The organism is Streptosporangium sp. NBC_01639, assembly GCF_045209755.1.
In the GTDB taxonomy this organism is placed as follows: Bacteria; Actinomycetota; Actinomycetes; order Streptosporangiales; family Streptosporangiaceae; genus Streptosporangium.
Map to the genome: position 1 here is coordinate 6,974,880 of NZ_CP109272.1, position 20,311 is coordinate 6,995,190.

A 20,311-nucleotide genomic window follows, 5' to 3' on the forward strand; every position below is an offset into this window, starting at 1 on the left:
GTTCGCACCGAAACGACGACCACGACTTGGGAAGGACGACACCACCCTGAAACCCGCTCCCGACGGGCCTCCGCCCGCGCCCGTGGCGCAGCGCCTGCGCGTCCACTACGCCAAACGCGGGCGCCTGCGCTTCACCAGCCACCGCGACATCTCCCGGGCCGTGGAACGCGCGGTCCGGCGTGCCGATGTGCCGGTGGCCTTCAGCGCGGGCTTCTCGCCTCATCCCAGGATCTCCTATGTGGGCGCGGTGGCACCCACCGGAGTCGCCAGCGAGGCCGAATACCTCGAGATCGGCGTGACGCGCGCGTGTGATCCCGATCGGCTCCGCGCCGCGCTGGACACCTCGCTCCCACCCGGTCTCGACGTGCTCGACGTCGTCGAGGCGGGTAGTGGGAGCCTGGCCGACCGGCTGGAGTGCTCCTCCTGGGAGTTGCGGCTGCCGGAAGCCGACCCTGCCCTCGCCCGGGCGGCGGTCGAGCGGTTCGTCACCACCGAGCGGATCGAGGTGGAGCGCCTGACCAAAAAAGGGCCGCGCCGCTTCGATGCGCGCGAGGCGGTGCTGAGCCTTGAGGTTATTGAGGGAAGTGAGACAACAGCAGGTCAGGCGACCAGTCAGCCATGTGTCATACTTCGCATGGTTGTACGGCACGCAACTCCTGCCGTTCGACCCGACGATGTTCTTACTGGAATGCGTCTTGTGGCTGACTTCGCGCCGCCGGTGCCCCCCGAGGTAACCAGGCTGGCGCAGGGACCACTGGACGTGCACACCGGTAAGCCCACCGACCCGTTCGACCTGGACCGCGACATTACGCGCGGCGGCGAAACGGAACCGGTGGGCCCGTACATCGGCGGCGACCTATAGGACTTGGCGCCGGGCTCAGGCCCGGCGTACAGCGAGAGACGAGAGCTCCCGCGCGGCGCGGAGACGCGCCCGGGAGCTGACGGGAGAACGCCCGCATGCTCGACAACGAGCCCAACGTCGGGGTCAATGGCCCTGATGGGGACATGAAGGAAAAGACAGAGCCGACACGTCGGCGGCGGGCTGCCAGCCGGCCCGCGGGACCTCCGCCGGAGGAGCCCGAGTCGGCCCCGCCGCCGGTGGCGGAGCCGCCTTCCGCGGTGACCGTCGCGCCTGACGTCACCGCGGAGGTGACCACGGGGCCCGGGAACCCCGCGGTGACCGTGGAATCCGAGCCCGAGCCGGTTCGGGAACCGGCGCCCAAGCGTGCCACCCGGCGTAAGACGGCCACGACGGAGTCCACGACCACCACCCGGCGTAGCCGCGCCAAGAAGACCGAGGCGGTCGCCGAGGTCGCCTCCGAGCCGATCGCGGAGAGCGCGGCGGTGTCGGAACCGGTCACCGGGTCGGAGCCGGTCGCCGAGGAGGCTCCCGCGCCGGTCAAGCGCAGCCGTACCCGCAAGAAGGCCGTCCCGCAGGAGGAGCCGGTCGAGGCGGAGGCGATCGGTGACATCACCACGGCCGAGGCCAAGGAGGTCGCGGCGGCGCTGCTGCTCACGATGCCCGCCAACGAGCCGCTGGACGACGAGCCGGCCGGTGAGGACGTCGCCGAGGAACGGCCGGGACTGTTCGTCAACCCGTTCGGGCTGGCCGGGCAGGAGCGTGCCGAGGCTCCCTCGGTGACCTTCCAGGCGCCGGCGGCGGTGTTCCAGCCGCTGTTCCAGGCTCCCGACCCGCACCGGGCCGAGCAGCCCGTCTCCCGGCCCGCCGCGCCGGTGCAGCAGCCTCCCGCGGTGCAGCAGCCCGAACCGGAGGCCGCCGAGGCCGAGGAGCCCGAGGACGATGACGACGTCGACGGTGACGACGAGGCCGGTGGCCGTCGTCGTCGCCGCCGCAGAGGCGGTCGCGGCCGGGGTAAGACGCGTGACCTGGACGAGGCGGAGGACGACTCCGAGCAGTCCGAGGACACGACCTCCGATGCCGACCAGGAGGAGGAGGCGGAGGGCGGTAACTCGCGTCGCCGTCGCCGCCGGCGGCGCAGGGGCACCGAGGAGCAGGGCGAGGTCCCGGACGACCCGCCGAACACGGTGGTGCGGATCCGTGCCCCCAGGGCCGGGCGCAGCACCTCGGTGGACGAGGTCCAGAGTGTGCGTGGCTCAACCCGCCTGGAGGCCAAGAAGCAGCGCCGTCGTGAGGGTCGCGAGCTCGGCCGGAGACGTCCGCCGATCATCACCGAGTCGGAGTTCCTGGCCCGCCGGGAGTCCGTCGAGCGCATGATGGTGGTCCGCCGCACCGGTGGCCGGACCCAGATGGCGGTGCTGGAGGACGGCGTCCTCGTCGAGCACTACGTCAACCGTGAGGCGAGTCAGTCCTACGTGGGCAACGTCTATCTCGGCAAGGTGCAGAACGTCCTGCCGAGCATGGAGGCGGCGTTCGTCGACATCGGCAAGGGGCGCAACGCAGTCCTGTACGCCGGTGAGGTCAACTTCGACACTGCCGGGCTGGAGGGTCAGCCCAAGCGGATCGAGGTGGCGCTGAAGTCCGGCCAGTCGGTGCTGGTACAGGTCACCAAGGATCCGATCGGGCACAAGGGCGCGCGGCTCACCTCGCAGATCAGCCTTCCCGGCCGTTACCTGGTCTACGTGCCCGACGGCTCGATGACCGGTATCAGCCGCAAGCTTCCCGACAAGGAGCGCACCCGTCTCAAGAGCATCCTGAAGAAGGTGATGCCGGAGAACGCCGGGGTCATCGTCCGCACGGCGGCCGAGGGCGCGTCGGAGGAGGAGCTCGGGCGTGACGTGGCCAGGCTGTCGGCCCAGTGGGAGAACATCCAGCGCAAGGCCAAGTCGGCCAGTGCGCCGGAGCTGCTGTCCTCCGAGCCTGACCTGACCGTCCGGGTGGTCCGCGACGTCTTCAACGAGGACTTCGCCTCGCTGGTCGTGGCGGGCGACGACGTGTGGGAGACGGTTGACGAGTATGTCCGCTATGTCGCCCCGCATCTGGCCGACCGGCTCTCCAAGTGGGAGGACGGCGCCGACGTGTTCGCCGCCTACCGGATCGACGAGCAGATCGCCAAGGCGATGGAGCGCAAGGTCTGGCTGCCCAGCGGTGGTTCGCTGGTGATCGACCGGACCGAGGCCATGACCGTGGTCGACGTCAACACCGGTAAATTCACCGGCCAGGGCGGCAACCTCGAGGAGACCGTCACCCGCAACAACCTGGAGGCGGCCGAGGAGATCGTCCGCCAGCTGAGGTTGCGGGACATCGGCGGCATCATCGTCATCGACTTCATCGACATGGTGCTGGAGAACAACCGGGATCTGGTGCTGCGGCGGCTGCTGGAGTGCCTGGCCCGCGACCGGACCAAGCACCAGGTGGCCGAGGTCACCTCCCTCGGTCTGGTGCAGATGACCCGCAAACGGGTCGGACAGGGCCTCCTGGAGGCCTTCTCGACCGTCTGTGAGTGCTGCAACGGCCGGGGACTCCACGTCTCGGCCGAGCCGGTCGAGAGCAAGCCGGAGCCGCGGGGCACCCAGGGCAAGATGGCCGTGGAGAAGGCGGTCGCCGAAAGGCTCGGTAAGGACCCGGGCCATGCGGTTGCGGCCAGCGGCCAGTCTGGCCGTGATACGGTGACCGATGCGCTTGATGACGTTCCAGTTGAGGACGCGCAGGCCATACAGGCTTCTGGCCGGGGGCGGCGACGTTCCCGCAAGGCCAAGTCGGCCGACTAGGTCGGCACAGGTAAGACCTAGCCGACCGTCAGGTCGGCGACCTCCGACGTTCCGCCCGGTTCGACCAGGGCACCGGTAATCCGGTACTCTGGTGAACCGGTGCGCTCGTGGCGTGCCCTGTTCGCGCGCCTACCTGGTCCGTCGGTCAATCAGTGACCATAGTCGGCTGCGGGGCGCAGCATCCGGCGAGCAAGTAGTCAGAAGAAGGGTTCCGCGGTGTACGCGATCGTTCGTTGCGGCGGCAGGCAGCAGAAGGTCTCCGTCGGTGACGTCCTCGAGGTGGACAAGGTCGCCGGTGAGGTCGGTTCCACGGTTTCGCTGCCGACGGTGCTCGTCGTCAACGATGGCGACGTGACCACCGAGGCGGGCAAGTTCATGGTTGCCGCCGAGATCCTCGGTGAGACCAAGGGTCCGAAGATCCGGATCCTCAAGTACAAGAACAAGAGCGGCTACAAGAAGCGCCAGGGTCACCGCCAGCGGTACACGCAGGTGAAGATCACCGGCATCGACCAGGCCTGAGTTTCGGGAGTTTTGCGAGATGGCACACAAGAAGGGCGCGTCGTCCACTCGGAACGGCCGTGACTCCAACGCACAGCGGCTCGGCGTGAAGCGCTTCGGCGGTCAGCTGGTCAACGCCGGTGAGATCATCGTCCGCCAGCGCGGCACCCACTTCCACCCGGGCGACAATGTCGGCCGCGGTGGCGATGACACGCTGTTCGCACTGGCCGCGGGTCACGTGCAGTTCGGTGTCAAGCGCGGTCGTCGCGCAGTGAGCATCGTCCCGGTCGCGGAGTAGATCCGCACCGACAGACGTTAACGGCAGGGGTGGATCGCATACAGCGGTCCACCCCTGTTGGTGTTGTAAGCGGATATTTCCGCAGACGGGTAGGAGGGCAGACATGCCGGACTTTGTGGACCAGGTGGTCCTGCACATCAAGGCCGGTGACGGGGGACATGGCTGCGCCTCTGTGCATCGGGAGAAGTTCAAGCCGCTGGGTGGCCCCGACGGCGGCAACGGCGGTCGCGGCGGCGATGTGATCCTGGAAGTCGCCCCGAACACCGCCACGTTGCTGGAGTACCACCGCCGTCCGCACCGCAAGGCGGACAACGGCAAGCAGGGCTCGGGCGCCAACCGGGACGGTGCCAACGGCGGTGACATCATCCTTCCGGTGCCCGACGGCACCGTGGTCAAGGACGCCGACACCGGCGAGGTCCTGATCGACCTGGTCGGCGCCGGCACCCGCTACGTGATCGCCGAAGGCGGGCACGGCGGGCTCGGCAACGCCGCCCTGGCCTCCGCCAAGCGCAAGGCCCCCGGCTTCGCGCTGCTCGGCGAGCCCGGTGACGAGCTCGACGTGATGCTGGAGATGAAGAGCGTCGCGGACGTGGCGCTGGTGGGCTTCCCGAGCGCGGGTAAGTCGTCCCTCATCGCCGCGCTCTCCGCGGCCCGGCCGAAGATCGCCGACTACCCCTTCACCACCCTGGTGCCCAACCTCGGTGTGGTGACCGCGGGTGACACCATCTTCACCGTGGCCGACGTGCCCGGTCTCATCCCCGGCGCGTCGGAGGGCAAGGGCCTGGGCCACGAGTTCCTGCGGCACGTCGAGCGGTGCAACACGCTCGTGCACGTGATCGACTGCGCCACCATGGAGCCCGGCCGCGATCCGATCAGCGACTACGAGGCGATCGAGACCGAGCTCAAGGCGTACGGCAAGCTGGAGGACCGTCCGCGTCTGGCCGTTCTCAACAAGTCCGACGTGCCCGATGCCCGCGACCTGGCCGACATCGTCCGGCCGATGCTCGAAGAGCGGGGACTGCGGGTCTTCTCGATCTCCGCGGCCACTCACGAGGGCCTCAAGGAGCTGACCTACGCCATGGGCGAGATGGTCGCCGCCGCCCGGGCCGCCGCGCCGGTGGTCGAGCCGACCCGCCTGGTCATCAGGCCCAGGCAGCTCGGCGACGCGGGCTTCACCGTGCGCCGGGTCGACGACAACACCTTCCAGGTCACCGGGGTCAAGCCGGAGCGCTGGATCCGCCAGACCGACTTCACCAACGACGAGGCGGTCGGCTACCTGGCCGACCGGCTGGAACGGCTCGGCGTCGAGGAGGAGCTCACCAAGGCCGGGGCCACCGCCGGGGCCGAGGTGATCATCGGGTCCATGGAGAACGGCTACATCTTCGACTGGCAGCCGACGCTCAACGCCGAAGCGGTCCACCAGGGGCCGCGGGGCACCGACAACCGGCTCGGATAACTGCTCACCCGGCTCTCGGGAGAAAGGTGTGTGTTGTGGAGTCTGTGCGCGATCGGATCCGTACGGCCTCACGCCTCGTCGTGAAGGTGGGTTCGTCCTCGCTCACCACCGCACAGGGGACGATCGACGTCGACCGGGTGGACGCCCTGGTCGACGTGCTCGCCACCCGGCGCCGGACCGGGACGCAGGTCGTGCTGGTCTCCTCCGGGGCGATCGCAGCCGGTCTCGGCCCGCTGGGCCTGCCTGCCCGGCCGCGTGACCTCGCCACCCAGCAGGCAGCCGCCTCGGTCGGCCAGGGAGTCCTGGTCGCCCGATACACCTCCTCCTTCGCCCGGTACGGCCTGCGCGTCGGCCAGGTGCTGCTGACCGCCGACGACATGATGCGCCGCTCGCACCACGCCAACGCCCAGCGCACTCTGGGCCGGCTGCTGGAGCTGGGCATCGTCCCGGTGGTCAACGAGAACGACACCGTGGCCACCGACGAGATCCGTTTCGGCGACAACGACCGGCTCGCGGCTCTGGTCGCGCACCTGATCCGCGCGGACGCGCTGGTGCTCCTGTCCGACGTGGACGCCCTCTACGACGGCGATCCGCGGCGCCCCGGTGCCCGCAGGCTCGGCGACGTACGCGGGCCGGACGATCTGGTCGGGGTCGAGTTGGGGAAGGGCGGAGCGGTCGGCACCGGCGGGATGGTCACCAAGGTGCAGGCGGCCAGGATCGCCACCGGCGCCGGAGTGCCCGTCGTCCTGACCGCGGCCGCGCACGCCGCCCATGCCCTCGCGGGCAACGACGTCGGCACCTACTTCCATCCGGACGGCCGCCACCCCGGCACCCGCCTGCTCTGGCTGGCCCACGCCACCACCGGCCGTGGACGGCTCCACCTGGATCCCGGTGCGGTCGAGGCCGTGGTGGGCCGCCGCAAGTCGCTGCTGCCCGCCGGAGTCACCGCCGTCGACGGTGAGTTCGCCGCCGGCGACCCGGTGGACCTGTGCGGGCCGCTGGGCCGGGTGGTCGCCCGCGGGCTGGTCAACTTCGACGCGGCGGAGATCCCGGAGCTGCTCGGCCGTTCCACCCGCGAGCTGGCCACCAGCCTCGGTCCGGAATATGAACGCGAGCTCATCCACCGTGACGACATCGTCATACTGGAGTCCCACCACTAGTTCCATTGGAGCGCGAGATGTCCGAGGACTTCCTGAAAGTAGCCCGGGCGGCTAAAGAGGCCGCCGCCGAGCTGGCCCCGCTGCCGAGGGCTCCGAAGGACATCGCGCTCCGGGTGATCGCCGACGCACTGGTGGCCCGATCGGCTGAGATCGTCACGGCCAACGCGCTGGACGTGGAGAAGGCCCGGCAGAACGGCGTCTCCGCATACATGATCGACCGGCTCCGGCTCGACGAGGACCGGGTCGGGGCGATCGCCGAGGCGGTCCGCCAGGTCGCCGACCTGCCCGATCCGGTGGGCGAGGTGATCCGGGGCAACACGCTGCCCAACGGCCTGGAGCTGCGTCAGCTCCGGGTGCCGCTCGGCGTGATCGGCATCATCTACGAGGGCCGTCCCAATGTGACCGTGGACGCGGCCGCGCTCTGCCTGAAGAGCGGCAACGCCACCCTGCTGCGGGGATCGTCCAGCGCCTACGAGTCGAACACGGTCCTCGTCAGGATCATGCAGGACGCGCTGGCGGGTACGGAAGTCCCGGCGGGAGCGGTGCAGCTGGTCCCCGGCCAGACCCGCGACTCGGTCAAGGAGCTCATGCGGGCTCGTGGCCTGGTGGACGTGCTGATCCCGCGCGGAGGCGCATCTCTGATCGACTCGGTGGTCGAGGAGTCCACGGTCCCGGTCATCGAGACCGGGGTGGGCAACTGCCACGTCTACGTCGACGCCGACGCCGATATCGACCTCGCGATCGCGATTCTGCTCAACTCCAAGATCCAGCGGCCTTCGGTGTGCAACGCCGCCGAGACGTTCCTGGTGCATGCCGCCGTGGCCGACGCCTTCGTGCCGCGCGCCCTGGCCGCCCTGGCCGAGGAGGGGGTGACAGTGCACGGAGACGCCCGGATCTCGGGCTACGGCGACGTGGTGCCGGCAGGCGAGGAGGACTTCCGCGAGGAGTACCTCTCGCTGGACATCGCCGCCGCCGTGGTCGACTCGCTGGAGGACGCGGTCGCGCACATCAGGAAGTACGGCTCGGGCCACACCGACGCGATCGTCACCCGCTCGGTCACCGCGTCCCGCAGGTTCGTCGCCCTGGTCGACTCCGCCGCCGTGGCGGTCAACGCCTCGACCAGGTTCACCGACGGCAGTGAGTTCGGCTTCGGTGCCGAGATCGGCATCTCCACCCAGAAGCTGCACGCGCGCGGCCCCATGGGCCTCCCCGAGCTGACCTCCACCAAGTGGGTCTACACCGGAGAGGGGCAGCTGCGCACCGGCGCGGGTACGGTCATCGCCTCCAGGGCCGGTGACGGGGACCGCGGCTAGACGAGTACGTCCTAAAGGTCAGAACGAGTGCGGAGATCCGTTGCGGCGTCGCCGCCCGCGTCGCCCAGCGCGTCCTCGCGCTGACCGCCGCGATCTGGCACAACCGCGCCACCGGCCAGTCCATCACCCGATCACTGATCGCCTACGACCACTGACCCGACAGGACCTACCTCTGGTTTTTCCCGGGCGACACTGACCTGGATGAGGAGCCGAGGAGGTCAACCTCAAGACCGAGACCGCGACGCTCGGCTTGCTGGTAGGCGAGCCAGGCCAGGACGAGGTCCTGCCACGGCAGCCCCACGGGGGCGTAGACGGTGCGCTGGCCGGGATCGGTGCGGCCGGGACACTCCCCGCGCAAGATCTCGCCGAGAGTGGCATGAGCGGCCTCCGCTGGAAGTCCGGCCGCGGCGAGCACGCCCATGGCGGCAGCGAGCGACCGGTCGTCGACGGCGAGCAGGGCGGTCTCCAGCACGTCGCGGGCGAGTTCCTGCTTGCCGGGTTCATCGGCGCCCAGGCTGGTGATGTGCTGCCCTGGCCGGGTGTCGGCGAGGTGGAGCAGCGGGGTGCGCGACCACGTAGCGAGCAAGACGATGTCGGCGCGGGCGGCGACCTCGGCAGCCGAGCCGACGCTGTGGCCGCCGTGGCGGGTGGCGAAGGAAACCGCGCGGGCCGGGTCGACGTCGTACACGACCAGTCCGCTCACGCGACGAAGCCGCCGCAGGCCGAGAACCATCAGCTCGGCTTGGGCCCCCGCGCCGATGACACCGAGGACGGCACTTTCCCCTGCGTCGGCGGCCAGGACGTGGGTGCCGAGCGCCGCGGCCAGGCCGGTGCGCCAAGCGGTGATGGTCGCCGAATCGAGCAGTGCGAGCAGCTCGCCGTCCTGGCCACTGTGCAGGCAGATGACCCCGCGCAGAGCGGGCCGAGCTCCGGGGAACTTGGCGTTGACCTTCACCGTGTAGGCGTCGATCCCGGGCAGCAGTCCCGGGATCAGTGCGGTGGCGGTGCCCGGGAACGGCAGGTCGGTACGGATACGCTGCCCCGGGATGGCCACGGCATCGCTTCGGGTGAAGCCATCGCGCAAAGCCTCGATGCAGGCGTTCGGGTCGAGTAGGGCGATCAAGTCATGGTGGGCGAGGATCCGAGTCATGCGGATGATGCTTTCAGCTCGATGCGGATCAGTCCGATCTGAGTCTCGTCGTCGATCTCCACATACAGGCGGTGAGAAGGGTGTTGAGGTCGTTCGGCACACCTCGATCGTCAACACCCTTCGTCGTTCCCGCACCCCGACGACTGAGGACGTACTCGTCCTAGGAGAGCCGCCCTGGCGTGAGCGGCCGATGAGGCACACCCCTTGATGGTTACTCTGGGTATCGGCGTGTCGCTCCATGTAATGGTGGTCCTCTGTGGTTTGACTGGGCTTCATGGAAATAGTGATCACGTTCCTGCTTGTCGCGCTTATGTTGTTCAGCTTCGATCGGCTGATGCTCTGGCTGGAGTCGCGGGGACATGTGAGCTGGCGGCGCACCCGCCGCCGGACCCTGTCGGCCGAGCCCACCGCCGGGCTGGACACACTGCTGGGCGGCCCGCTCCGTGATCGTGAGCGCCGGTCATGAGGCGGTCCCTGTACGACCTGGCGGCGCTGATCGCGCGGATCGTCCTCGGCGTCATCCTCATCGCGCACGGGTGGCAGAAGATCCGCAACGGGGGCCTGGACGGCACCGCCGCCATGTTCGCCTCGACGGGTGTGCCCATGCCCCGCATATCCGCCGGTTTCGCCATGGCCGTCGAACTGGGTGGGGGAATCCTGCTGATCCTGGGGCTGCTGACCCCACTCGTCGGTCTTCTGATCGCCGTGGACATGATCGGCGCGTTCATCTTCGTGCACTCCCGCAAGGGCGTGTTCATCTCGGAGGGCGGGTTCGAACTGGTCGGGGCACTGGGCTCGGCCGCGCTGCTGCTGGCCGCCGCAGGCGCGGGCCGGATCAGCCTGGACCACCTCATCTTCGGCCGGCGCAGGCAGCGCCGCCGGGACCGCGAGAACGCGCCGGCGTACGTACCGCCCATCGAGGACGAGTCCGCGACGCGGAGTCCGCAGAGCGCGGCCCAGCCGCCACCGGCCGCGGCGGTCACGACTCAGCCGCAGCCGCCGATCGGACCGGAGGGCACCCGCCCCGAGCCGCCTGACGCCGGACGCCGGTCACGCTGATGTTTCCGCGAGTACGGCGCGCCGTCGGAAATTCGTCACACCTGCCCGCTATGGTGTTGTCTCCTATGGCTGGAGAGCAGGGAAGCGAGCGGGAGCGAGCAACCCGATAGGCACAGCGGTCTTGGACCATGTGGCCGACGCAGGAGGTCACGTGGGTCGTCTCGGGCGCGTCGGCTCCTACACGTTGGTGGAGCGCCTCGGACGGGGCGGCATGGGGGATGTCTATCTCGCCACCAACCGCCGAGGTGAGGGCGTCGCGCTCAAGATGCTCCATGACGCCGTCGACGCCGACTCGGAGGCCCGGATACGGCTCGAGCGTGAGGTCCGGGCCCTCCGCAGGGTCGAGAGCCCCTATGTCGCGCGTGTCGTCGACGCCGATCTCGCGTGCGAACGGCCTTATCTGGTCATGGAGCACATCGAGGGAGACACTCTCCTCGAACGCGTGCGACGCGACGGACCGCTCCAGGGGACCGCTCTGGTCACCCTCGCCCAGGGACTGGCCACCGCCCTGTCGATCATCCATGCCGCCGGGGTCGTCCATCGCGACCTCAAGCCCGCCAACGTGCTGGTCAACGCCGAGGACGAACCTGTCCTGATCGACTTCGGCATCGCCCAGGTCCTGGACGCCACCCGGCTCACCATGACCGGCACCTTCCTCGGCACGCCGAGTTACGCCGCTCCCGAGCTCTTCGTGGACGAGCCGGTGGGCGAGCCCGCCGACGTGCACGCGTGGGCGGCCACGGTCGCCTTCGCCGCGACCGGTCGTCCCACGTTCGGCCGCGGTACGGCTGAGGCGCAGATGTACGCCATCCTCAACGGTCAGGCCGATCTCACGGGCATTCCGGTATCCCTGCTCCCGCTGATCCGGGCCGCTCTCCATCGCGAGGCGGCCAAACGTCCCACTGCGGCTCTCCTCGCCGCCCGCCTCACCCGTCTCGCCCGAGCCGCCGCCTCCGATCCGGCACCGCCGAAGACGGGCCGGCTGCTCGCGGAGCGGGCCGGCTCCGGTGCCGCGAAGAAGCCGGAGGCGCGGGCCAGGGCCGGGGCCAGGGGTGAGGCGGGGGACGAGGCGTCGAAGGGCGGCCGGTCGGCTGCCAAGCCGTCCGCGGTCGAACGCGTGACGCGTCCGGCCGCCGGTGGAGACGGGACGTCCCGCAGCGGCCGGGCGGCTGCCACCCTGGCCGGTGAGCCGCCGCGGCCGGGGCGGACCGCGGCCGGGACCGACGGTGCCGTACGGGCGGGGCGATCCGCCACCGGGACGGACGGTGGCACGCGCGGTGGGCGACCGGCCTCCGGGGCAGGCGAGCCGGCCCGGGGAGCCCGGCCGGGATCCGGCGCGGCGGGGGCGGGGGCGGGGGCCAAGTCCGTCCGGAAGGTGTCCAAGAGGCGGCAGGCGAAGGGCGCGGGGGCCGCGACGGGCGGCCGGGCGGGACCGTTGCCCGCGGGGAGCGCGGCGCTGATCCTGCTGGCCGTGCTGTCCGTGCCGTGCGTGGTGGCCACCCTGCTGTGGCCGCTGGCCACCTTCGCCGTCACCGGCGTCTTCGCCGTGCTGGCCCGTACGGTCTGGGTCGGGCACTGGCTGGTCAGGAAGCACGCGTCGGCCAGGGTCCGCGGCGCCCTGCGGGTCGTGAGCTTCCCGTTGACCTTCCTGGTGTCGTTGCTGGCCGCGCTGGCCTGGCCGGGACTGCCGGCGGCGGGGCTCGCAGGCGGTGTGCTGTGGCTGATCCTCGGTGGATCCCTACCACCGGAGTGGTGGCTGCGCCCCGCGCCTGTCGCCGCCGCCGGCATCGTGTTCGGGGTCGTCTGCGGCGGGATCATCGGGCGTGAGGTCGAGCGGATCAGCTCCGAGATCCCTGAACTCCGCAAGGAGGGCCTGCGGGCACTCGCCGTGCTGGGCGGATTCGTCGCCCTGTGCGCGGCAGCCGTACGTGCGATCGCTCTCCTGATCTGAGGCTGCCGGCCTGTCGCCAGAAAGGTCCAGAAGATGGTCTTCTGGACCTTTTCGTGGGTTGCGTCTAGTTACCGTCACGGCGGGAGAAGCGGTTGAAGATGCGCTCTCCGGCGTTGACCGCACCCTCGGCCACGTCGCGCAGGACGCCGATGAAGGGGTCCTGGGACTGTGACCAGGACTCGCGGTAGGAACTGGCGGCGGCTCGGACCTCTTCGGAGATCTTGGCGTTCGCGTCGTCGGCGCGGTGGGGATAGGCGCCACCGATGATCGTGTCGTACTCGCCGCTGCGCCGCCACTTGTCCAGCTCGGCCACCCGGGAGACCGCGAACGGATGGGTGGTGCCGAGCAGGTTGAGAACCTTGAGCAGGCCGTCGCGGACGTCGCCCGCCGTGTCGTACTCCCGTGCCTGGTCGAGGAAGGCCTCGATGTTCATCTCATGCAGGCGCGACCCCCCGGCGAGCTTCATCAGCGCCCGCAGGGCGGCATCGGGGTCCTGGCCGCAGAGCAGGCCACCACGGTCGGCGGAGAGCTCGGACTTGCGATGCCACTCCTCCAGACCGGCGACGATCGCGCGCAGGCCGATGTAGCCGAGCGGGATCCAGGCCACCCGGGTGGCCAGGCGGGTGAGGATGTCCAGCATGGTGCGGTAGACGGCGTGGCCGGAGAGGATGTGCGCGGTCTCGTGCCCGATGACGAAACGCTGCTCCTCTGAGTCCATCAGGTCGAGCAGGCCGGTGGAGACGACGATGAACGGGTCGTCGAAGCCGATCGCCTTCGCCTGGGCCAGCGGGTTCTGCTGGACGTAGATCTCCGGAATGCGGTGGAGATCGAGTGTGTAGGCGGCGTCGCGGCCCATGTCGTGCAGGACGCGGAACTGGGTGTCGCTGGTGCGTACGGCCGAGGCGAGATAGATCAGGCGCAGACGGCGCTCGCTGATCAGTCCGGACATCTGCTTGAGCACCGTGTCGAATCCGCTGAGCGAGCGCAGGGCGACCAGCGCGGACCGGTCAGTGGGATGTTCGTAGGCGCGTGAGCTGATTCCGGGAAGCTGCACGCGGTTGCGATCCGGGGTGGTGGTCATGACCGGCATGCTACGTCGGGTCTGTCGGGCACGCGCGGGGGGTGGCCAAAACCCCCCGCACGGCTTACGCGTATGGTCCTTTCGTGATGATGAACGCGCCTACCGGTCATGGGAAGCGACGACTGGGCGTCATGGGCGGCACTTTCGACCCGATCCACCACGGGCACCTGGTCGCCGCCAGCGAGGTCGCCCACCACTTCGACCTTGACGAGGTGGTCTTCGTGCCGACCGGACGCCCATGGCAGAAGGCCGACAAGACGGTGTCCGCGCCCGAGGACCGCTATCTGATGACGGTCATCGCGACCGCCTCCAACCCGCGTTTCTCGGTCAGCCGGGTGGACATCGACCGTCCGGGTCCGACCTTCACCATCGACACCCTGCGCGACATCGCCACGGCCTGGGGTCCGGACGTCGAGCTGTACTTCATCACCGGAGCCGACGCCCTCGCCCAGATTCTGAGCTGGCGCGACGTCGACGAACTGTTCACCATCGCCCATTTCGTCGGCGCCACCCGGCCCGGACATCCTCTGCACGATCCGGGGCTGCCGGAGGGCAGGGTCAGCCTGGTGGAGATCCCGGCACTGTCCATTTCGTCCTCGGAATGCCGGGAGCGGGTGGTCACCGGACGGCCGATCTGGTATCTGGTGCCTGACGGTATCGTTCAGTACATCAACAAGCGCGGTCTTTACCGCTCCGTGAGCCCCTGATCGGGTCGCTGATCCGTCTGCGGCATGGAATCGGGTGGCACACGACAGGCGTTGTATACCTATACGGCACCTCTTCAAGAGGTGCCCGAACGGGCATTCTGATAGGTGACAGCGCCGACTACAGGAGGACTAACCGACACCGTGACCGCAACCGACAGATCCGTACAGCTCGTCAGGCTTGCCGCCGAGGCCGCGGCGGACAAGCTGGCCGACGACATCCTTGCCTACGACGTGAGCGAGCAGCTCGTCATCACCGACGCGTTCGTGCTCTGCTCCGCCACCAACGACCGCCAGGTCCGTGCCATCGTCGATGAAATCGAAGACCGGCTGCGGATCGAGGCCGACGCCAAGCCCGTCCGCCGTGAGGGGGAGCGTGAGGGCCGCTGGGTTCTCCTGGACTACATCGACATCGTCGTGCACGTCCAGCACGAGGAGGACCGCACCTTCTACGCTCTTGAGCGGCTGTGGAAGGACTGTCCTTCCATCTCCCTGCCGGACAGCGTGCGGCAGGCCGCCGCCCAGCGTGCCCGCGAGGCGGTAACTGAGTGAGTCGCCGTGTCATCTGCCTGAGGCATGGGCAGACCCTGTGGAACGTCGAACACCGTTTCCAGGGCCACAGCGATATTCCGCTGGACGAGACCGGTGTGGCACAGGCGGCCCGTGCCGCCTCGTTGCTGGCCTCGCTCCGCCCCAGCATGATCGTCTCTTCCGACCTGCAGCGGGCACTGGTCACCGCCTCGGCGCTCGGCCGCGTCGCCGGCCTTGACGTGACCGTGGACAAGGACCTGCGTGAGCGCGGGGGCGGCGAGTGGGAGGGCCTCACCCGTGAGGAGATCTCCGCCGGATGGCCCCGCGAGTTCGTCTCCTGGGAGGCTCCGGGCGGCGAGCAGGTCGCCGAGGTGGCCGAGAGGGTGTCGACGTCGATCCGCCGCTGGGCGGCCGAGCTCGACTCCGACGGCCTGCTGGTGGTCGCCTCCCACGGGGCGGCGATCCGGCTCGGCATCGCCAGGCTGATGGGCCTTCCGGAGGAGCTCTGGCCCGCTCTGGGAGGACTGGGAAACTGCTCCTGGTCGGTGCTGGAGGAGGGGCGTAAGGGCTGGCGCCTGCTTGAGCACAACGCCGGAACGCTTCCCGAGCCGGTCCAGAGCGACGACAGTCCCGAGGCCACGGAAGACTGATCTGGTGGCACGGCTTGCGCTCGAAATGGCGGGCGCGAGCCGTACGGCCGTCGATTAGGTGAACATGTCGATGTCCCTATATGCTTCCGGAGCGCCGCAGAGAGAGCACTCGAAGCGGTGACCAGGGGCTATGGCGCAGCTGGTAGCGCGCCTCCATGGCATGGAGGAGGTCTGGGGTTCGAATCCCCATAGCTCCACAGCAAGACCGTTCCTGAGCTGGCTGGGGAGCGGCTGACGGGATCCCGCCTGATCGTTCTGATCGGGCGGGATTTTGCTTTTTCAGCGGGCCGCACCGCCGGCGGCGCCGTACCGGGGCATCGGGCTTCAGCCCCGGGGAGGAAGTCGATCTCCTTCGAGTTCGCGGAGCCGTACCCCGGCGGCGGAGATGCGGTCCTCGCCGAACACCGAGATGCCGTGCCGTTCGAGCAGCGCGGTGGTGACGCCGCTGCCGGGCAGGCGGAGACCGGCGAAGGTGCCGTCGTAGACGGTCAGGCTTCCGCAGGAGGGGCTACCCTCCTTCAGGATCGCCACCCTGATGCCGAGGGACTGGGCGGTGGCGAGCGCCGCCCAGGCGCCGGACAGGAAGGCCCGCGTGACGTCGGTCCCGTCGGCGGCCAGCACCCGGGCGGTCCCGGCGAGCACGGCCGCGCCACCGGCGCCGCCCTCGATCTCGGCGGCCGGGCGGGGGACGGGCAGTCCACCCTCGACTTCCGGGCAGAACGGGACGAGGCGGCCCTCCTGCCGCCAGGTGGCCAGCAGTGCGTCGCCGCTCGTTTTGGCGGCTCCGTCGTAACGGACCTTCCTCCCCATCAGGCAGGCGCTGACCATGATCTTCTCCACGGTCTCAGCCTACGTGCCGCGGAAGGGAGGGCGAGGTGGGCGGGCAGTACCCTACTGCTCATGTCCGTTGTCCCGGTGATGTCTCGATGATCGGCCCGCTCGCGACCGGTGTGATCGTTCTCTCCCTGGTGGTCGTGGCGATCAGCCTGGTGACCACCGCCCGTAACAGGCCGATGGGAACGGTCCTCCTCGTGGTGCTCGGGGTGCTGGAGGTCGGCCTGCTGGTCCAGGCCGGGTTCGCGATCGCCGGGCTGGTCCGGGGGGAGCGACCGGATGAGATGGCGACCTTCATCGGCTATCTCGCGGGCACCCTGGTGATCCCGCCGGCCGCGGCCTTCTGGGGGGTCGGTGAACGCTCCCGCTGGGGACCGGCCGTGATCGCGGTGGCGGGCTTCACGGTCTGTGTCATGGTCGGGCGGCTGTTGCAGATCTGGCAGGGGGCGGCATGAGCGAGCCGGCGATCGGCAGCGGGCCGGGACGGGCACTGGTCGCGATATACGGAGTGTTCGCCCTCGCCGCCGGTGCGCGTGCCGGCGTGCAGATCGCGACGCGGTTCGGTGAGGCTCCGCTGGCCTACGCGCTCTCGGCCTTCGCCGCGGTGGTGTACATCGTGCTCACCGTGGCACTGGCGCGGGGAAACCGGCGGCTGGCGCTGACCGCCTGCGGCATAGAGCTGGCCGGGGTGCTCGTCGTCGGCACCCTGAGCATGGTCGACCCCGGGGCGTTCCCGCACGCCACCGTGTGGTCCGGCTACGGCAGGGGTTACGTGTTCATCCCGCTGGTGCTGCCGATCCTCGGTCTTTACTGGCTTTTGCGCCGTCGCTAGTTAGGGCCGGAGGCTCACGGGCAGGTCTGCTCCCCGAACCCGCAGAGAGAGGGAGGCAGAGTTTTGAGCACCATCGAACAGTCCGTCGATGTGAACATCCCGATCCGGACGGTGTACAACCAGTGGACCCAGTTCGAGAGCTTTCCCGAATTCATGGAAGGCGTCGAGTCGGTCAAGCAACTGAGTGACACCCGTACTGCCTGGGTCGCCGAGATCGCCGGAGTCCGTCGCGAGTTCGAAGCCGAGATCACCGAGCAGCACCCGGACGAGCGGGTCGCCTGGAAGTCCATCGACCGGCCGCACCAGGCCGGAGTGGTGACCTTCCACCACCTCGGCCCCGAGACCACGCGGGTCACGCTCCAACTGGAGTACGAGCCCGAGGGCGTCGTCGAGACCGTCGGGGACTGGCTGCAGTTGGTCCGCCTGCGCGTCCGCGGCGACCTGGAGCGTTTCAAGACGTTCATCGAGTCGCGCGGCGGTGAGACCGGAGCCTGGCGCGGCGACGTGCCCGGTCCGCAGGACCGCGGTGCGGACGGTCCGGGCGCGGGTGCGGGCGGTGGAGGCCTGGGCGGGGCCGAGCGTCCCTTCGGCGGGACGGGGAGCGGCTACGGTCTCGACGAGCCGGCGCCCCCGCGTACGGTCGGCGGGGAGTATCCGCCGGAGAGCCCGCTGCCGCCGCCCGGTAGCGGCCCGCTGCCGCCGGCCGGGCGCCGGCCGGGCGAGGAGTCGCCGCCGGCGCCGGGGCCGCTCATCTGACGGCCGCGTCTGACGTCGAAAAAGCCGGGTCACGCCATGTAAGGAGAGGCGTGGCCCGGCTTGCATGATGTCAGGGCTTCGTGAGGGCGGGAACAGAACGGCATTGCCCTCCTGTTACAGTTGCGGTCGCCCAATCATCCTACGATTGGGCGACCGGACTGAAGGAGGACTGACACCCCTATGACCGTGCTAACCCAGGAGACGCGGGGCCGCACCGGTAAGACGACGGGCTCCCTGGCCTGGTTGCTCGTGGCGGGCATCGTCCTCGCCGCGCTCAACCTGCGCACCGCCGTCACCAGCGTGGGGCCGGTCCTCGACCAGATCAGGTCCGGTCTGGGCATGTCGGGGGTGGGCGTCGGGCTTCTCACCACGCTACCCGTTCTCATTTTCGCTTCGGTCGGTGCGGTGACGCCGACGCTGGCCAGGAAGGTCGGCGAGCACCGGTTGCTGCTGTTCGCCTTGATCACTCTCGGCGCGGGCCTGCTGATCCGGGCGATGGTGGGTTCCGCGGGGGTGTTCCTGTTCAGCAGTGCCCTGGCGCTGTCCGGAGGTGCGGTGGGCAACGTGCTCATCCCGACCCTGATCAAGCGCCACTTCCCGGCCCGGGCCGGGACCATGACCACCGTCTACACCACCGCTCTCGCAGTGGGCACGATGCTCGCGGCCGCCGCGACCGTGCCGATCGAGCGGGCCACCGACGGCAACTGGCATGTTGCCCTCGGGGTGTGGGCGGCGCTGGCCGCTGTCGCCGCCATTCCGTGGCTTGCGCTGTTGCGCAGTGAGCCGGAGCGGGACACGGGCAGCAGGGATCTCGGGCCCCGGGCCCTGGTCCGGAGCAAGCTCGCCTGGGCGGTCGCCGCGTACTTCGGCACGCAGAGCATGGTCGCCTACATCATGTTCGGCTTCCTGCCCAAGATCCTCATCGACGGCGGCTACACCACCGGCCAGGCCGGGCTGGTGCTGGGCGTCTTCACCGCGATCGGCATCCCGGTCTCGATGGTCGTGCCCTGGATCGCCTCGAAGTTCTCCGACCAGCGGCCCGTGGTGGCGGCGTTCGTGGTCTTCTACCTGGTCGGCTTCCTCGGTCTCTGGCTGGCCCCAGCGGATCTGGCGTGGGTCTTCGCGATGCTGGTCGGCGTCGGGATGGGCTCCTTCCCGCTCGCGCTGACCATGCTGGCCCTGCGTACCCGCACTCCGGAGGCCACCGCCGCACTGTCCGCCTTCGGGCAGAGCGCCGGTTACCTCATCGCGGGCGCCGGCCCCCTGGTGGTCGGCGTGATGCATGAGTCGACCGGCGGCTGGACGCTGCCGTTCCTGCTCCTGTTCGTCGTGGTGGGCGTGCAGTTCGCGACGGGCTGGTACGCCGGCCGCTCCCGCTATCTGGAGGACGAGCGAGTCCTCGCCGGCTGACTCTCCCTGCCGGTACGGCCTGCGCCCCTTCGGGGGCGGCGCAGGCCGTACTGGCATGATGTGGGGATGGATATCGGTGGATCGACGCTGGTCAGCTATCCGGAGGGTGAGGTTCGGGGACGGTCGGCGGTCGTGGGGACCGTGCCGGTGGGGGACCGGCACGGGACGATCGTGGCCGAGACTCCGTTCCACCCGCTGGACCACACCTGGCCGGACCAGCCCGCCGACACCGGGACGATCGGCGGGCTGGCGGTCGTCGACTGCGTTACCGGGGCGGTGGAGGAGGGCGGGGAGACCGTCCGTCTGGGCGAGGACATCCCGGTGCGTCGCGGCACCCCCGGCTGGAGTTGGCTGGTCGTCCACGTCACCGACGCGCCGGTGCCGGACCGAGAGGTCGAGCTGGTGGTGGACGCGGCGGTCCGCCACGCGCTGTCGGCCGGGCACACCGCCTGCCACCTGGCCGCGCTCGCGCTCAACGCGGCGCTGGCCGGCCGGTGGCGCAAGGAGGTCCCATGCGACGCGCTCGGCCACCCCGACTTCGACCAGACGGCCATCGCCTCCTCCCGGATCCTGCCCGGCGGCAGCCGCGACGTCTACCGCCTGGGCAAGTCCCTGCGGCGCAAGGGCTTCACCGCCGAGGGACTGGCCGAGGAACTGCCGGAGATCGCCCAGCGGGCCGGCGACCGGCTCAAGGAGTGGGTCGCCGCGGACGCCCCCGTCTGGATCGACAGCCCCGGCCCGGAGCTGACCGCCCGCCGAACCTGGCACTGCGGCCTGCCCGGCGGCGAGGTCGCCATCCCTTGCGGCGGCACGCACCTGTCGCGCACCTCCGAGCTCGGCGCGCTCACCGTCACCCTGGAGCTGTCCGGCGACGGCTCCGAGCTGACCATGCACACAGCCGCGGGCTAGGAGTCCCCGCCGCGGCGGGCCGGGCCGCC

21 protein-coding genes and 1 tRNA gene are annotated in these 20,311 nt (G+C 69.9%); 19 read left to right on the plus strand and 3 right to left on the minus strand.

The window, feature by feature from the left end:
* Window positions 1-82 precede the first annotated feature (82 nt).
* The 7 genes from OHA77_RS31780 (at window position 83) to OHA77_RS31810 (ending at window position 8,415) form a co-directional block, all read left to right on the plus strand.
* Window positions 83-862 carry a TIGR03936 family radical SAM-associated protein gene (locus OHA77_RS31780; RefSeq protein WP_326824521.1) on the plus strand — a complete coding sequence of 260 codons (780 nt, stop codon included), beginning with the start codon at window positions 83-85 and terminating at the stop codon, window positions 860-862.
* Window positions 863-957: 95 nt separating this feature from the next.
* On the plus strand, window positions 958-3,690 hold the full coding sequence (locus OHA77_RS31785; protein ID WP_406313024.1) for an Rne/Rng family ribonuclease: 2,733 nt from the start codon (window positions 958-960) through the stop codon (window positions 3,688-3,690).
* A 216-nt stretch (window positions 3,691-3,906) separates the two neighbouring features.
* Window positions 3,907-4,209 (plus strand): 50S ribosomal protein L21, encoded by a 303-nt coding sequence (gene rplU, locus OHA77_RS31790; RefSeq protein WP_326824519.1) that lies wholly within the window; start codon window positions 3,907-3,909, stop codon window positions 4,207-4,209.
* Window positions 4,210-4,228: 19 nt separating this feature from the next.
* Window positions 4,229-4,486: a 50S ribosomal protein L27 gene (gene rpmA / locus OHA77_RS31795; RefSeq protein WP_012893687.1), complete on the plus strand. Its 258-nt coding sequence runs from the start codon at window positions 4,229-4,231 to the stop codon at window positions 4,484-4,486.
* A 103-nt stretch (window positions 4,487-4,589) separates the two neighbouring features.
* Complete coding sequence (obgE, locus tag OHA77_RS31800; protein WP_326824518.1) at window positions 4,590-5,942, plus strand: GTPase ObgE; 1,353 nt, start codon at window positions 4,590-4,592, stop codon at window positions 5,940-5,942.
* A 35-nt stretch (window positions 5,943-5,977) separates the two neighbouring features.
* Window positions 5,978-7,102, plus strand: coding sequence for a glutamate 5-kinase (gene proB, locus OHA77_RS31805; protein WP_406313025.1), 1,125 nt, complete (start codon window positions 5,978-5,980; stop codon window positions 7,100-7,102).
* 17 nt (window positions 7,103-7,119) lie between these two features.
* Complete coding sequence (locus tag OHA77_RS31810; protein WP_406313027.1) at window positions 7,120-8,415, plus strand: glutamate-5-semialdehyde dehydrogenase; 1,296 nt, start codon at window positions 7,120-7,122, stop codon at window positions 8,413-8,415.
* A gap of 166 nt (window positions 8,416-8,581) precedes the next feature.
* Here OHA77_RS31810 and OHA77_RS31815 read toward each other — a convergent pair whose 3' ends face one another.
* A complete protein-coding gene (locus tag OHA77_RS31815) occupies window positions 8,582-9,565 on the minus strand; it encodes an ornithine cyclodeaminase family protein (RefSeq protein ID WP_406313028.1) in 984 nt (327 codons plus the stop codon).
* Between the two features lie 274 nt (window positions 9,566-9,839).
* On the opposite strand from OHA77_RS31815, the gene OHA77_RS31820 reads away from it, so the two are divergent.
* From OHA77_RS31820 to OHA77_RS31830, 3 genes are all read left to right on the plus strand, one after another.
* The gene (locus OHA77_RS31820) at window positions 9,840-10,031 is read left to right on the plus strand and encodes a hypothetical protein (protein WP_326824514.1); all 192 of its coding nucleotides are present in this window, start codon (window positions 9,840-9,842) and stop codon (window positions 10,029-10,031) included.
* Complete coding sequence (locus OHA77_RS31825) at window positions 10,028-10,624, plus strand: DoxX family protein (protein ID WP_406313029.1); 597 nt, start codon at window positions 10,028-10,030, stop codon at window positions 10,622-10,624. Before OHA77_RS31820 ends, OHA77_RS31825 begins: the two co-directional genes overlap by 4 nt.
* Before the next feature lie 151 nt (window positions 10,625-10,775).
* Window positions 10,776-12,575 carry a protein kinase domain-containing protein gene (locus OHA77_RS31830; protein ID WP_406313030.1) on the plus strand — a complete coding sequence of 600 codons (1,800 nt, stop codon included), beginning with the start codon at window positions 10,776-10,778 and terminating at the stop codon, window positions 12,573-12,575.
* 64 nt (window positions 12,576-12,639) lie between these two features.
* On the opposite strand, the gene OHA77_RS31835 is transcribed toward OHA77_RS31830, so the two are convergent.
* Window positions 12,640-13,665 (minus strand): M48 family metallopeptidase, encoded by a 1,026-nt coding sequence (locus tag OHA77_RS31835; RefSeq protein WP_326824511.1) that lies wholly within the window; start codon window positions 13,663-13,665, stop codon window positions 12,640-12,642.
* Between the two features lie 77 nt (window positions 13,666-13,742).
* Between OHA77_RS31835 and nadD the strand changes: the two genes are divergently transcribed.
* The 4 genes from nadD (at window position 13,743) to OHA77_RS31855 (ending at window position 15,738) form a co-directional block, all read left to right on the plus strand.
* A complete protein-coding gene (gene nadD / locus OHA77_RS31840; protein WP_406319906.1) occupies window positions 13,743-14,363 on the plus strand; it encodes a nicotinate-nucleotide adenylyltransferase in 621 nt (206 codons plus the stop codon).
* 141 nt (window positions 14,364-14,504) lie between these two features.
* The gene (gene rsfS, locus OHA77_RS31845) at window positions 14,505-14,912 is read left to right on the plus strand and encodes a ribosome silencing factor (RefSeq protein ID WP_184752866.1); all 408 of its coding nucleotides are present in this window, start codon (window positions 14,505-14,507) and stop codon (window positions 14,910-14,912) included.
* A complete protein-coding gene (locus tag OHA77_RS31850; RefSeq protein WP_406313031.1) occupies window positions 14,909-15,541 on the plus strand; it encodes a histidine phosphatase family protein in 633 nt (210 codons plus the stop codon). The genes rsfS and OHA77_RS31850 overlap by 4 nt, the downstream gene beginning before the upstream one ends.
* A gap of 124 nt (window positions 15,542-15,665) precedes the next feature.
* Window positions 15,666-15,738 (plus strand) — tRNA-Ala (locus tag OHA77_RS31855).
* Window positions 15,739-15,865: 127 nt separating this feature from the next.
* Here the strand turns inward: OHA77_RS31855 and OHA77_RS31860 are convergent.
* A complete protein-coding gene (locus tag OHA77_RS31860; RefSeq protein WP_406313032.1) occupies window positions 15,866-16,381 on the minus strand; it encodes a DUF523 domain-containing protein in 516 nt (171 codons plus the stop codon).
* Window positions 16,382-16,467: 86 nt separating this feature from the next.
* Here OHA77_RS31860 and OHA77_RS31865 point away from each other — a divergent pair, with 86 nt between their 5' ends.
* From OHA77_RS31865 to OHA77_RS31885, 5 genes are all read left to right on the plus strand, one after another.
* The gene (locus tag OHA77_RS31865; protein ID WP_326824508.1) at window positions 16,468-16,830 is read left to right on the plus strand and encodes a hypothetical protein; all 363 of its coding nucleotides are present in this window, start codon (window positions 16,468-16,470) and stop codon (window positions 16,828-16,830) included.
* Window positions 16,827-17,207, plus strand: a complete 381-nt coding sequence (locus OHA77_RS31870) for a hypothetical protein (RefSeq protein WP_326824507.1) — start codon at window positions 16,827-16,829, stop codon at window positions 17,205-17,207. The genes OHA77_RS31865 and OHA77_RS31870 overlap by 4 nt, the downstream gene beginning before the upstream one ends.
* A 63-nt stretch (window positions 17,208-17,270) precedes the next feature.
* Window positions 17,271-17,963 (plus strand): SRPBCC family protein, encoded by a 693-nt coding sequence (locus OHA77_RS31875; RefSeq protein ID WP_406313033.1) that lies wholly within the window; start codon window positions 17,271-17,273, stop codon window positions 17,961-17,963.
* Between the two features lie 180 nt (window positions 17,964-18,143).
* Complete coding sequence (locus tag OHA77_RS31880) at window positions 18,144-19,373, plus strand: MFS transporter (protein ID WP_326824505.1); 1,230 nt, start codon at window positions 18,144-18,146, stop codon at window positions 19,371-19,373.
* 66 nt (window positions 19,374-19,439) lie between these two features.
* On the plus strand, window positions 19,440-20,282 hold the full coding sequence (locus OHA77_RS31885; protein ID WP_406313034.1) for a metal-dependent hydrolase: 843 nt from the start codon (window positions 19,440-19,442) through the stop codon (window positions 20,280-20,282).
* Window positions 20,283-20,311 lie beyond the last annotated feature (29 nt).

What these genes read in the sequence shown, in the direction of transcription:
- OHA77_RS31865 (WP_326824508.1), top strand. Translation starts at nt 16,468, where the DNA reads ATGATCGGCCCGCTCGCGACCGGTGTGATCGTTCTCTCCCTGGTGGTC.
- OHA77_RS31825 (WP_406313029.1), top strand. Translation starts at nt 10,028, where the DNA reads ATGAGGCGGTCCCTGTACGACCTGGCGGCGCTGATCGCGCGGATCGTC.
- rpmA (WP_012893687.1), top strand. Translation starts at nt 4,229, where the DNA reads ATGGCACACAAGAAGGGCGCGTCGTCCACTCGGAACGGCCGTGACTCC.
- OHA77_RS31820 (WP_326824514.1), top strand. Translation starts at nt 9,840, where the DNA reads ATGGAAATAGTGATCACGTTCCTGCTTGTCGCGCTTATGTTGTTCAGC.
- OHA77_RS31835 (WP_326824511.1), bottom strand. Translation starts at nt 13,665, where the DNA reads ATGCCGGTCATGACCACCACCCCGGATCGCAACCGCGTGCAGCTTCCC.
- OHA77_RS31870 (WP_326824507.1), top strand. Translation starts at nt 16,827, where the DNA reads ATGAGCGAGCCGGCGATCGGCAGCGGGCCGGGACGGGCACTGGTCGCG.
- obgE (WP_326824518.1), top strand. Translation starts at nt 4,590, where the DNA reads ATGCCGGACTTTGTGGACCAGGTGGTCCTGCACATCAAGGCCGGTGAC.
- OHA77_RS31785 (WP_406313024.1), top strand. Translation starts at nt 958, where the DNA reads ATGCTCGACAACGAGCCCAACGTCGGGGTCAATGGCCCTGATGGGGAC.
- OHA77_RS31810 (WP_406313027.1), top strand. Translation starts at nt 7,120, where the DNA reads ATGTCCGAGGACTTCCTGAAAGTAGCCCGGGCGGCTAAAGAGGCCGCC.
- OHA77_RS31880 (WP_326824505.1), top strand. Translation starts at nt 18,144, where the DNA reads ATGACCGTGCTAACCCAGGAGACGCGGGGCCGCACCGGTAAGACGACG.
- OHA77_RS31885 (WP_406313034.1), top strand. Translation starts at nt 19,440, where the DNA reads ATGGATATCGGTGGATCGACGCTGGTCAGCTATCCGGAGGGTGAGGTT.
- nadD (WP_406319906.1), top strand. Translation starts at nt 13,743, where the DNA reads ATGATGAACGCGCCTACCGGTCATGGGAAGCGACGACTGGGCGTCATG.
- OHA77_RS31815 (WP_406313028.1), bottom strand. Translation starts at nt 9,565, where the DNA reads ATGACTCGGATCCTCGCCCACCATGACTTGATCGCCCTACTCGACCCG.